This window comes from Streptomyces luteireticuli, assembly GCF_041519305.1.
Lineage (GTDB): Bacteria > Actinomycetota > Actinomycetes > Streptomycetales > Streptomycetaceae > Streptomyces > Streptomyces luteireticuli.
In genome coordinates, this window is record NZ_CP167927.1 from 610,151 (window position 1) to 621,868 (window position 11,718).

The 11,718-nt window shown below is 68.4% G+C and carries 10 protein-coding genes and 1 pseudogene; 9 read left to right on the forward strand and 2 right to left on the reverse strand.

Annotated features, from left to right (window positions below; all coding sequences use genetic code 11):
- Nucleotides 1-57: 57 nt before the first annotated feature.
- The 4 genes and pseudogenes from AB8735_RS02685 to bla all read left to right on the forward strand — a co-directional run.
- Nucleotides 58-1,089, forward strand: a complete 1,032-nt coding sequence (locus AB8735_RS02685) for a zinc-binding alcohol dehydrogenase family protein (RefSeq protein ID WP_372404998.1) — start codon at nucleotides 58-60, stop codon at nucleotides 1,087-1,089.
- A gap of 194 nt (nucleotides 1,090-1,283) precedes the next feature.
- Nucleotides 1,284-1,709, forward strand: coding sequence for a serine hydrolase (locus tag AB8735_RS02690; RefSeq protein ID WP_372405001.1), 426 nt, complete (start codon nucleotides 1,284-1,286; stop codon nucleotides 1,707-1,709).
- A 124-nt stretch (nucleotides 1,710-1,833) separates the two neighbouring features.
- Nucleotides 1,834-3,093 carry an IS4 family transposase gene (locus AB8735_RS02695; protein WP_372405003.1) on the forward strand — a complete coding sequence of 420 codons (1,260 nt, stop codon included), beginning with the start codon at nucleotides 1,834-1,836 and terminating at the stop codon, nucleotides 3,091-3,093.
- A gap of 181 nt (nucleotides 3,094-3,274) precedes the next feature.
- Nucleotides 3,275-3,793: pseudogene (gene bla / locus AB8735_RS02700) on the forward strand (class A beta-lactamase); the annotation flags it as partial.
- A gap of 10 nt (nucleotides 3,794-3,803) precedes the next feature.
- Here bla and AB8735_RS02705 read toward each other — a convergent pair.
- A complete protein-coding gene (locus AB8735_RS02705) occupies nucleotides 3,804-4,478 on the reverse strand; it encodes a YoaK family protein (RefSeq protein ID WP_372405005.1) in 675 nt (224 codons plus the stop codon).
- 57 nt (nucleotides 4,479-4,535) lie between these two features.
- Nucleotides 4,536-5,786 carry an IS110 family transposase gene (locus AB8735_RS02710; protein WP_372411747.1) on the reverse strand — a complete coding sequence of 417 codons (1,251 nt, stop codon included), beginning with the start codon at nucleotides 5,784-5,786 and terminating at the stop codon, nucleotides 4,536-4,538.
- Nucleotides 5,787-6,321: 535 nt separating this feature from the next.
- Between AB8735_RS02710 and AB8735_RS02715 the strand changes: the two genes are divergently transcribed.
- The 5 genes from AB8735_RS02715 to AB8735_RS02735 all read left to right on the forward strand — a co-directional run bounded on the left by AB8735_RS02715 (nucleotide 6,322) and on the right by AB8735_RS02735 (nucleotide 11,709).
- A complete protein-coding gene (locus AB8735_RS02715) occupies nucleotides 6,322-6,873 on the forward strand; it encodes a DUF1697 domain-containing protein (RefSeq protein ID WP_372405007.1) in 552 nt (183 codons plus the stop codon).
- A gap of 242 nt (nucleotides 6,874-7,115) precedes the next feature.
- Nucleotides 7,116-8,537, forward strand: coding sequence for a M14 family zinc carboxypeptidase (locus AB8735_RS02720; protein ID WP_372405010.1), 1,422 nt, complete (start codon nucleotides 7,116-7,118; stop codon nucleotides 8,535-8,537).
- Between the two features lie 123 nt (nucleotides 8,538-8,660).
- On the forward strand, nucleotides 8,661-9,128 hold the full coding sequence (locus AB8735_RS02725) for a hypothetical protein (protein WP_372405013.1): 468 nt from the start codon (nucleotides 8,661-8,663) through the stop codon (nucleotides 9,126-9,128).
- 495 nt (nucleotides 9,129-9,623) lie between these two features.
- Nucleotides 9,624-10,649, forward strand: coding sequence for a polyprenyl synthetase family protein (locus AB8735_RS02730; RefSeq protein ID WP_372405016.1), 1,026 nt, complete (start codon nucleotides 9,624-9,626; stop codon nucleotides 10,647-10,649).
- Nucleotides 10,650-10,740: 91 nt separating this feature from the next.
- Nucleotides 10,741-11,709: a terpene synthase family protein gene (locus AB8735_RS02735; protein WP_372405017.1), complete on the forward strand. Its 969-nt coding sequence runs from the start codon at nucleotides 10,741-10,743 to the stop codon at nucleotides 11,707-11,709.
- Nucleotides 11,710-11,718 lie beyond the last annotated feature (9 nt).

Genomic DNA, 11,718 nt, shown 5'->3' on the forward strand with positions numbered 1-11,718 from the left:
GGGTTGCCCCTTTCCCGCCCGGGACGCACCGTGGAAACGGGAGCGGAGGTGGAGGCGATGGCCACAGGCATCCCGCCGGAGAACCGCACCACGGCCTGGGTGGTGGACCGCACCGCACCGGCCGCGGAACGCCCGCTGCGCCGGGTGGAGCGTCCCCTCCCGCCGCTCGGGCGGCACGGACTCCTCGTCGGGGTGGGCGCGTGCGGGGTGTGCCGTACCGATCTCCACCTCGCCGAGGGCGACCTCCCGCCGCATGTGCCGCGGTGCACGCCCGGGCACGAGGTCGTCGGCCGGGTCCTGGCCGCCGGGCCCGACGCGGCGGGCTTCGCCCCGGGGGACCGGGTCGGCGCGGCGTGGCTGGCGGGGACGTGCGGCACGTGCCGGTACTGCCGTGCCGGGCGGGAGAACCTCTGCCCCGCCTCCCGTTACACCGGCTGGGACGTCCACGGCGGCTACGCGGAGCACACCGTGGTCGACGCGCGGTTCGCCTATCCCCTGCCGGAGGGCCCTCCGGACGAGGAGCTGGCGCCACTGCTGTGCGCGGGCATCATCGGCTACCGCGCGCTGGAACGCGCGGAACTGCCGCCCGGCGGCCGGCTGGGCCTCTACGGCTTCGGCGCCTCCGCCCATCTGACGGCACAGCTGGCCCTCTCGCGCGGCGCCACCATCCATGTGCTGACCCGCTCGGCGGAGGCCCGGAGCCTGGCCCTCGGTCTCGGTGCGGCCTCGGCACGCGGCGCCCGCGACGCCCCGCCCGAACCGCTCGACGCGGCGATCCTCTTCGCGCCCGTCGGCGACCTCGTCCCCGTGGCGCTGGAGGCCCTCGACCGCGGCGGCACGCTCTCCGTCGCCGGCATCCACCTCACCGATATCCCGGCCCTGACGTACGGGCGCCATCTGTTCCAGGAGCGCACGCTGCGCAGCGTCACCGCCAACACCCGTGCCGACGGCCGGGCTTATCTCGCCGAGGCGGTGCGGCACCGTCCCGTGGTGCACGTACGGCGCTATCCGATGGGCCGGGCCGACGACGCCCTCGCGGACCTGGCGGCCGACCGGGTCACCGGGGTGGCCGTGCTCGTCGCGGACTGAAGTGCGGGGATTGTCGCCGATCTCACAATTCCGGACGATCCGCAACCGCCGCGCCTTTGCACTGGGTCCAGACCCATGTATGCACGGAATCCGTGTCTGCATTTGTCCACGTCCCAGCAGTGCCGAACCCAGCAGTGCCGAACAAGGAGTACTCGACATTGGCAACGCCACCCGTTCGACCGACTCGTCGTTCCATGCTCGCGTTCGGAACCGGAACGGCGTTCGCGGCCGCCCTCGGTTCCGCTCCGGAGGCATTCGCGGCCGACAGACCGGAACGAGCCGCCGGGGCGGGAATCACCGCCGCCCTTGAGCGGCTTGAGGCCACATACACCTCCCGCCTCGGCGTCCCCGTGCGACTCGGAGTTTTCGCCTACAGCCCGGCAGGCGGTAATCCGGTGTGCTATCGGGAGACGGAACTCTTCCCGATGTGCTCGACGTTCAAAACGCTCGCCGTCGGCGCCGTGCTCCAGGGGCTGCGCACGGGCGACGGATTCCTCCACGAACGGATCCGCTACACCGAACAGGACACCAAGTCCTCGGGATACGCCCCGATCACGGGCCTGGCCGAGAATCTGCGCGACGGCATGACCGGCGCCGACCTGTGCGGCAATGCCGCGTAGTTAAGAAACTCGGCGTTCCGTGTCCACATTTTCACAGCGACACGCCGGGGATGGTTGTGGACAGTCAACCTGGGGCGGTTCTGCTCTTTCGCTGTGGCCACGAATCTGGTTATGTTTCTCGTTCATGGGTGGGATTCGAGATGAAGGGGCCATCTCCGGCGAGCGTTTGACTGACCGGGTGGGTATCGGGGTTCTGACGCGTCTGGTGCACCGTGACCTGGTCGATGAGGTTCTCGCGGAGACGGGGCGGACGGAGAAGAGATCTCGTCTGCTGCCTGCACGTGTCGTTGTGTATTACGTGATGGCCATGTGCCTGTTCTTCGGCGAGTCGTATGAGGAAGTGACCCGTCTGCTCGTCAACGGCCTGCGGTTCCTGGGGACATGGCGGAAGGAATGGACGGTTCCCACGTCCAGCGCGGTCTCCCAGGCGCGCCGGCGTCTGGGGCCTGAGCCGCTGAAAGCGCTGTTCGAGCGGGTGGCGCTGCCGTGTGCCCAGCGCGGTACGCAAGGGGCATGGCTGGGGAATTTTCGGCTGATGGCTATTGACGGTTTCGTACTGGACCTCCCCGACACGCCCGCGAATGACGCGGAGTTCGGGCGTTCCGGCGGGGAGAAGAATCCTGCCCCGTTTCCACAGGTGAAGATTGTCGGGCTGGGAGAATGCGGCACGCATGCCGTTGTGGCTGCACGGCTGGGGCCCTGGCGTACGGATGAAGGGACACTGGCCCGGGATCTCGTGGCGGATTTCGAGCCGGGCATGCTCATCACTGCTGACCGGGGATTTTACGCCTACCGGCTGTGGGAAGCTGCTGCGGCCGCGGGGGCGGATCTTCTGTGGCGGATGCCCGACGGACCTCATCTGCCGGTGGTCCGACCGCTCAAGGACGGCTCGTACGAGTCATTTCTGCTGGACCCGAAAGTACGCCGCCGGCGTGCCGTCCAGCGTCACCGAGGGGCAGCACACATCGAAGAGCCGTCCGGCATCCCGGTCCGGGTCGTCGAGTACGAGGTGACCAACCGTGAAGGCAAAGGAGAAATCTTCTGCCTGATCACCACCATCATGGACCCGGACGACGCCAGTGCTGCCGAGCTCGCGGCGGCGTACGCGGAACGCTGGGAATTCGAGTCCGGCCTCGACGAGATCAAAACCCATCAACGCGGCCGCGGCGCCGTACTGCGTTCAAAATCCCCGGACATGATCGAGCAGGAGATCTGGGCGCTCCTGCTCACCCACTATGCGGTCCGGCACCTGATGTGCGAAGCCGCCGACCAAGCCGATATCGACCCCGACCGGCTATCTTTCATCCGCTCACTGCGCATCATCCGCCGTCAGATCACTGACCAGGCGGGCTTTTCCCCCTCACCGTCTCGCGAAAGCTCTTGAATCAGCTTTCACAGAAATTCTGGAGAGGCCCAACCCCAGCCGGCGCCACCGCACCAGCCCACGAGCCGTCAAACGCATCCACGTCCACGCCTACAGGAAAAAGAAGCGCACCGAAACCACAGTCCACCACCCAGACCCACCGGACATCAAAATCCTCGCCGTTTCTTAACTACGCGGCATTGACCTGTGCGGTGCCGCGATTTCCCACAGCGACAACTGCGCCGCCAACCTCCTGCTGCGCAGGCTGGGCGGCCCGGATGCCGTGACCCGTTTCTGCCGCTCCGTCGGGGACGAGCACACCCGTCTCGACCGCTGGGAGCCCGAGTTGAACTCGGCCGAGCCCGGGCGGGTGGAGGACACCACCACGCCCCGCGCCATCGCCCTGACGTATGCGCGGCTGGCGCTGGGCAACGCCCTCCCGGCACGGCACCGGGAGCGGCTGACCGGCTGGCTGCTCGCCAACACCACCAGCGGCAAGCAGTTCCGCGCGGGGCTGCCCCGGGACTGGGCGGTCGCGGACAAGACCGGTGCCGGCAAGTACGGCACGAACAACGACGTGGGCATCGCCTGGCCTCCCGGGCGGCCGCCGGTCGTCATGTCCGTCCTGACCACCACGGGCGGGCGGGACCTGGAGAAGACCAGGACCGATGCGCTGATCGCCGAGACCGCCGCGCTGCTGGCCGGGGAATTCGGGCGGTAGGACTCCCCCGTCACCGGACCGCCGGGGTGGCCTCGGCGGTCCGGGGGGCCGGCTGCCGCTGCAGAGCGACGGGCAGCGCGACGGCGAGGGCGGCGACGGCCAGTGCCACGGCTCCCAGCGCACCGGCGAGGCCCAGGTGCGTCAACGCCGTGGCCCCGGCCGCGGCACCCGCCCCGGTGGCGCCGACGATGCCGATCCGGCGCGCCGTCTGCACGGGCGAGCCGGATCCGGCGCAGAGGTCGTGGAGCAGGGCGATCAGGGCGCCGGTGAGGGCGAAGGTCGTCTGGAGTTCGGGGACGGCCAGGCTGCGCAGGGCGGCACAGCGCATACCCATGGTGACCGCCAGGACGGTGATCACGGCGTTGCGGCCCGCCGCGGCTCCCGGGGCCGTGCTGATCAGCGCCGCGGCCAGCAGCAGGGTGATCTCCAGGGCCAGCACGGCCGTGAACCAGCCCGCGCGGCCCGCCACTTGGTGTCTGCGGACCACTCGTGCCGTCGACGCGACTCCGGCCCCGAATCCGATCAGGGCGAGCAGCGGGCCCAGTTCCGTGAAGTGCGGGGCGCCTCCGAGGGCGAATCCGAAGGCGATGACGTTGCCCGTCATCATGCCGACGAAGACCTGGCCGAGTCCCAGGAAACTGATGGCGTCCAGCATTCCTCCGGTCACGGTCAGAAGCACGATCACGGTGGGCAGCGGGTCGGCGGCGTTCCGGGCGCGGAAAAGGTGCCCCTATGGTTTTCGTCAAGCGGCGATGGCGGTAGGGGGCGCGTAGAAGGTGCCGTCGCGGAGCATGGCGAAGAGCACGTCGATGCGCCGCCGGGCGAGGCAGACGAGGGCGGCGACGTGGTGCTTTCCCTGCCGTCGCTTCTTGTCGTAGTAGGTGCGTGATTCGGGCTGGGACAGCGATGCGAACGCAGCGAGGTAGAAGGCTCGTTTGAGCTGTTTGTTGCCTCGTCGGGAGGGATGCTCGCCGCGTATGGAGGAGCCGGAGCTCCTGGTCACGGGTGCCAGTCCGGCGTAGGCGGCCAGGTGGCCGGCCGTGGGGAAAGCGCTGGCGTCGCCGACGTCGATGAGGATGCGGGCTCCGGTCCTGACCCCGATGCCGGGCATGGAGGTCAGGACCGGGGAAAGAGGGTGGGCCTCCAGCAGTTCCTCGATGCGGGCGGCGAGGAGTTTGCGCTGGTCGAGCACGGAGGTGAGTGAGCCGGCGAGGCTGGGGACGATCAGCGAGGCTGCGTCGGTGCCGGGCACGACGACGCTCTGCTCGTCGAGGGCGTCGAAGACGTCCTCGACCAGGCGCTCGGCCAGCCGCGGGGCCTTGGGTCTGAGCAGGGTCACCAGTCGGCGTCGCCCGGCTTTCCTCAACTGGGCCGGGGATCCGTGACGTTCGAGGAGTGTCAGGACGGCGGGATGATCCAGCCTGGGACCGAGGACCCGCTCCAACGACGGGTGGATCTGGGTGAGCAGGCCACGCAGACGGTTCTTGATCCGCGTGGACTCGGTAGCCAGGTCGTCGTCGAAGCCGACGATCATCTCCAGCTCGGCAATGGTCTCGTCGGACGGCGCCAGGTTTCGCAGCGTGTGCGGCATCGTCCGCGCGGCATCGGCGATGATCGCCGCGTCCCGGGCATCGGTCTTGGCCTCACCGGCGTACAGATCGGCGATCCGTCGCATCGTCAGGCCGGGCAAGTAGGCGACGCTGCAGCCCATGTCACGGGCCACCGCCAGCGGCAGAGCTCCGATCGAAGCCGGCTGGTCGACCACCACCAGCACAGTGCCGTGCTTGGCCTGGAGCTTGGCGAACACCTCACGCAGTTTCGGCTCGGTGTTGGGCAGCCGCTTGTCGAAGACCCGCTTGCCCACCGGAGTCAGGGCGGTGGCATGGTGCTCGCCCTTGCCCACGTCCAGGCCCAGGTAGACGTCGATGTCACCCGTGTCGATCACGTGCACTCTCCACAGCGGTCGCGCCCTCCCCGGCCTCACCTGCGGCATCAGCGTGCCGGCATCCACGTTACGAAGAGACTGCCTCACCCGGAACAGGATCGGCGCTCGTGCCCCTAATCAGCGGTCTGCCAATGCCTCCGGTACCCGGTGACACCACCTTTTCGATCATGATCGACAGGGGCTGCAAGTCATGCCGGGACCAGAGGCCGGGAACCCCGTTGCGGGGCCACGAAAAAGGTAACGGGCTTGGGGCTTTGCACGAATCACTCCAGCGGACGGGCGGCGGACAGCGAGACGGAGCAATGCGGAGCGGGGGCCGGTCGGCCGTTCCCCCACCCGGGCCGACGGCAGTCCGCACGCGGCGGACTAACGCCGGCCTTCCCCAAGGTTTTTCATCACGCCTCTTTCTTCCGTCGCTCTCCCGGCCCGTCGGCCCCGCGGGATCGGCGAATCCGTGGAATCTGCGGAATCTGCGGAATCCGGGCCTCCGCCGAACGATCTTCTTGACGGTCCCCTCTCCCCGCAACCCCGCCCGGCGTTATCCCGCCACGGCCCGGGGACCACCGCCCCATAGGGTGGTCCCGTGACGACGACGTACGCCGCCCTCCTGCGCGGGATCAACGTGAGCGGCAAGAAGAAGGTGCCGATGGCCGAGCTCCGGGAGCTTCTCTCCGGGCTCGGACACGGCGCCGTGCGGACCCATCTCAACAGCGGCAACGCCGTCTTCAGCAGCGACTCGGACGATGAGGACGCCCTCGCGGCCGGGCTGGAGGCGGCGATCGAGCGGCACTTCGGCTTCCCGGTCGCCTGCCTGGTGCGGAGCGGACCGTATCTGCGGGCCGTCCTGGACGCCTGCCCCTTCCCCGCCGAGGACCTCGCGGGCAAGCAGCTGCACGCCGTCTTCCTCTCGCGTCCGGTCACGTCCGAGCGGTTCGCCTCCGTCGGCCCCACGGAGTACCTCCCCGAGGAGTTCCGACTCGGGGACCGGGTGCTCTACCTCCACACCCCGCTCGGCCTCGGCGTCTCGCGCCTCGCCCCCGCCCTCCTGCGTCCCGCCCTCCTCCAGGGCGTCGAGGCGACGTCCCGCAACTGGAACACCGTCAAGTCCCTGGTGGAACTGACCGCGTCGCCCTGACCGGTACGGCGTCCCCGAACGCCTCCCGTCGTCCCGAGGACGGCTGTCCCGAGAGCGGCGCGCCTCCTTCCCGTCATGGCATGAACATGGCACCATACCCTCCGGTTGGTCCGACGGCACCAGCCGAGGCGCCCGGAGCGCCGAACAGTCCGGCTTCCCGGGAGCCGCCGCGGGCGAGGTGCGGGAACCCCGCGTCCCGCTCCGCGGGCACGTGCCCGAATCCCCCCACGGAAGGCCCTTCCATGTCCCGGAAGATCCTCGCGGCCCTGGCCGCAGGAGCGACGGTCGTGGCGCTCACGGCCCTTTCCCCCGCCACCTCGCCCGCCTTCGCCGGCGCTCCCCGGCACACGCCGACGTCCACCGAGCGCACCGTGGTCGTCTACCGCGTCCCCACGCACGGCGGGCAGGACGCGCAGAAGCTGATCACCTCCGGGTTCGACCTCATCGAACGGCGTCAGGGCGACGACCTGTTCGTCATGGGCGACCCGTCGACGGCGGCCGAGCTGCGCAGACTCGGCTTCTCCCCCACGGCCGTGGAGACGATGAAGAAGCCGCTCCCGCACAAGGTGCCCGCCCGGCACGGCGCCGGAAGCGTGAACGACACCTACTACGGCGGCTACCACACCGTCGACGCGCACTACGCGCACCTCGACCAAGTCGCCGCGCAGCACCCGGACATGGCCACGGTGGTCACCTACGGGAAGTCCTGGCTCAGACAGCAGGGGCGCGGCGGCCACGACCTCAAGGCCATCTGCGTCACCAAGAAGAAGCAGGGCGACTGCGCACTCGACCCGAACTCCACGAAGCCGCGGTTCTTCCTCATGAGCCAGATCCACGCACGGGAGATCACCACGGGCGAGGTCTCCTGGCGCTGGATCGACGCCCTGACGGACGAGTACGGCAAGGACCCCGCGATCACGGCGCTGATGGACTCCACCGAGATGTGGGTCGTGCCCATCACCAACCCGGACGGCGTCGACATCGTCGCCCAGGGCGGCGACAACCCGATCCTCCAGCGCAAGAACGCCGACGACTCCCGCGGCACGAACTGCAGTTGGACCGGCCAGATCGGCGTCGACCTCAACCGCAACGCGGGCACCCACTGGGGCGGCGCGGGCACCTCCACCCAGCCGTGCAGCGAGATCTACCTCGGTCCCCGCGCCGACTCCGAGCCGGAGAACGCCTCGCTGGAGGGCCTGTTCAAGCAGCTGTACCCGGCCGTCCGCACCGGCACCGGCGACAGCGACCCCGCACCGGACACCGCCAAGGGCCTGATGATCAGCCTCCACAGCGACGCGAGCATGGTCCTGCTCCCGTGGGAGGCCGACCGCCGCATCCACACCGGCAACGACGCCGCGCTGCGGGCGCTGGCCGGACGGCTGGGCTCACTCACCGGCTACCAGTCCGGCCAGGCCGGCGAGATCCTCTACGACGCGTCCGGCGGCTCCGACGACTGGACGTACGACAAACTCGGCGTGGCCAGCCTGACCATCGAGATCGGTGACAGCGACGGCCGCGGCTGCTCGGGCTTCACCCCGGCCTTCTCCTGCCAGGACAGCTACTTCTGGCCCAAGCTGAAGCCGGCCCTGCTGTACGCGGCGCAGCAGGCGACGGCCCCGTACCGGACGACGGACGGCGGCGACACGCCTTCCGCGCACCGATAGCCGCCGACCGCACACGGTAAGCGCCCTTCCGGCCGTTTCTACGGCCGGATCGGCGCTCCTGTACGACGCGTGTCCGCCGGTAGGTTCCGCCCTGTCGAACATCTCCGCGAGAGGGAGGACAACATGCGTACCGTGCGCCGCGCCTTCACCAGACCCCGGGCCCTGGTGTCCGTGTTCGCGGCCGCCCTGGCCGCCGCGTTCGCCGTCGGGCCGGCCCCCGCGGCCCAGGCGGGGACGCAGGACCTGGACAACACCTGGGCCTGTTCCGTACCGGCCGGCTACACCTACGACCAGGTGCAGAGCCGCCTCAACACCTGTGGTTCCGGTTTCACGACGCAGTACCACCTGCGCCGGGGGCAGGACGGGATCCTGGTGTGCTCCCTGCTCCCCGGCTTCACCTACGACCTGGCGCAGAGCCGGCTGAACTCCTGCAGCACGTCCGGCTTCTCCACCAGCTACCGCATGCGGACCCCGGCCAACGGCCTGTGGGCCTGCGACGTACCGCCCGGCTTCACCTACGACTTGGTCCAGAGCCGCCTCAACACCTGCAGCATCTCCGGCTTCGCCAACAGCTACCGGCTGCGGGGCTGAGAGAAGCCGTGCCGCATCCTCGCCGTGGGTGACCGGGATCACCGGGAGAAGACGGTCTCAAGGCCGAAGGCCCAGGTCAGGCTCCAAGTCCGTTATGTGTGCGGGGCCAAGGCCTTGTCGGCCGGGATACGGCGGCTGGTCGCAGGGCCGAGTGGGTAGAACTCCCGTGCATGTCACGGCGGCGAGGAGGTGGGCCCCATACCCCGACAGGCCGCCCGCGTACTCGCGAACACCCGCTCCACAGAAGGAAAGTGGTCGTGCCCGGCCGGCAGGCGATCATCGATCCACCACTGCTCCGGGCCATGACGCAGGGCAGCGGTCCGTCCGGGCCGCTGCGTACCCCTGCCGCTTCCCCTCCACCACTCACACCCCTGCCCATCCGCTCCCCTGGCCGACGTGGCCCGACGGCACCGGCCGGCATGCGCGTGCTGCGCTCCTGAGAACAAGTCGCTCACCCATCCGAGCGTGCGGCGGTCCGAAGGAGGAACGGAAGCCATGCGTTCATCCAGCCACATGATCAAGCATCAGCGGATCAACCGGGCACAGGCCGATATCGAGCTCGCCTTGCAGGAGGCAGTCGGACGCCTGGATCCGGCGGCGGCCGGCATCGTCGCCTACCACTTCGGCTGGTGCGACGAGAACGGCACGCGCGTAACCGCCGGCAGCGGCCGGCACCGGGCAGGACTGCTGGCCCTGCTGTGCGCGGCCGCCGACGGCGCCGGCTGGCGGCCGGCACTTCCCGCGGCCGTCGCCTGCGAACTGGCCTCCAACGCGGCCACGATGCAGGACGACATCATCGACGAAGACACCACACGCCGGGGCCGCCGCGCCGCATGGTCAGTATTCGGCACCGCCCGGGCGCTGCTCGCCTGCACCGCGATGAACAGTCTGGCCATGGAAATACTGGCCGAACAGCCGCGCCCGGACGCCGCCTTGGCCGCCCGCAAACTCGCACAGACCGTGGTGAAGCTCAATGGGGCACAGCTCCAGGACATCGACTTCGAGCGGCGCGATGACGTCAGTCTGAGCGAATATCTGCACATGGTGGAGGGCAAGGCCTGCGGCACCTTCAGCTGTCCCTGTGTTCTGGGCGCCATGTTCGCCGGGATTCCCGATGTCGATGGTCTGGCCGCATTCGGCAGTCAGCTCGGCCTGGTCTGGCAGCTGCGCAACGACCTGCTCGGCATCTGGGGTGACCCCGACCAGACGGGAAAGCCCGGACTGGCCGACCTCAAAAAACGCAAGAAGACCTTTCCGGTCATCGTCGCGCTCGAATCAACGGGCAGCGATCGCAACGAACTCGCACAGATACTCACCCCGGGAATCCAGCCTTTGGATATCGAGGAAGCCGCACGTGCTGCGGTTCTTGTCGAACGCTGCGGGGGGCTACTGCGTACCGAGCGAGAGATCCGGAGCCGGCTTGAGGTTGCCATCAGACCGCTGAATCACGTCATGAGTGATGACACTGCCCGCGCCGATGTCATTTCGCTGGCTCGGTTCTTTGCAAAGAGCACTCGCTGAACGCTACCTCCCGCACGGCCCTCACCGGCAGAGCGCCTGTCACGGCCTCTCCTGAACGTTCCCCCTACGGAAGCAACCATGAGGAGGCCTCGTGAACTCAGCACCTTCGTATGACCCGCTCCTTCAGGAACTGAAAGCCCAATTTCCCCCGCTGGAAATTTCCGTCGACTTCGACCGGGCCGAGGATCTGTACAGGGGCACGCGAGAGTTCACCCGCCGCCACGGCCTGGCCGGTTCCGAAGCCCCTGGAAATCTACGCAAAACCATGATGGGATCCCCGCTGTTCCTCGCAACTGCCTACCCTGAGGCAGGCCGGAAGGATTTACAACTCACCGTCGACGCTCTCGTGTGGTACGTCTCCTTCGACGAAGCCCATGTCGAATGCGTCCGCAGTGAAGGAATCGACAGTCTCGCTCGACGCGTTTTTGAACTGCTCGATGTCCTCGACGGCGGCGATCATCGCGCTCAGGGGTTCGGTACTGCACTGGCCGAGATTCTGCATCGGTCCGAGGACTGGACCAGTGGCCAGCAAGACGGTCTCCGGAATGCCTTGTACGGAGTGTTGCTGGGCTGGCAATGGGAAGCGCAGCTTCGTGCTGCGCGCAGCCAGCCCAGCCTCCGCACATACCTGGATGCACGCCTGTATGCATGCGGGGGCGTTCTGGTGTGGGCATGCGCCGAGCCCCTCGGCGACTACGTGCTGCCTGACATTGCGCGTCGGAACCCGCAGCTCATCAGGCTCAAGCGGGCCGCTGCCAACCTTGTCGGATGGGTGAACGACCTGTGTTCTTACACAAAGGAAAGAAGACAAGAAGGGGACTGCTCGATCAATCTCCCCAATGTCTTGATGCAGAAGAAGAACTGCGACCTGAGTGGCGCACTCACGGACACCTGCGAGCTGATCGGTCAAGAGGCAAAGGTGGCCACCGAGATGATTCAGCACCTGTCGGAGTCATCTCTCCCTGAACTGCGTGCCTACGCACGCGACACCCACCGCATGCTCAGAGTGCAAACAGAGTTCTACGTCAAGGGGGGGTTGGGCCGTTATACGGACGGCTAACCCACCACC

Bases quoted from the DNA above. Each gene is read 5' to 3' on its own strand.
- AB8735_RS02685 (WP_372404998.1), top strand. From the start codon at position 58: ATGGCCACAGGCATCCCGCCGGAGAACCGCACCACGGCCTGGGTGGTG.
- AB8735_RS02690 (WP_372405001.1), top strand. From the start codon at position 1,284: ATGCTCGCGTTCGGAACCGGAACGGCGTTCGCGGCCGCCCTCGGTTCC.
- AB8735_RS02695 (WP_372405003.1), top strand. From the start codon at position 1,834: ATGGGTGGGATTCGAGATGAAGGGGCCATCTCCGGCGAGCGTTTGACT.
- AB8735_RS02710 (WP_372411747.1), bottom strand. From the start codon at position 5,786: ATGCCGCAGGTGAGGCCGGGGAGGGCGCGACCGCTGTGGAGAGTGCAC.
- AB8735_RS02720 (WP_372405010.1), top strand. From the start codon at position 7,116: ATGTCCCGGAAGATCCTCGCGGCCCTGGCCGCAGGAGCGACGGTCGTG.
- AB8735_RS02725 (WP_372405013.1), top strand. From the start codon at position 8,661: ATGCGTACCGTGCGCCGCGCCTTCACCAGACCCCGGGCCCTGGTGTCC.
- AB8735_RS02730 (WP_372405016.1), top strand. From the start codon at position 9,624: ATGCGTTCATCCAGCCACATGATCAAGCATCAGCGGATCAACCGGGCA.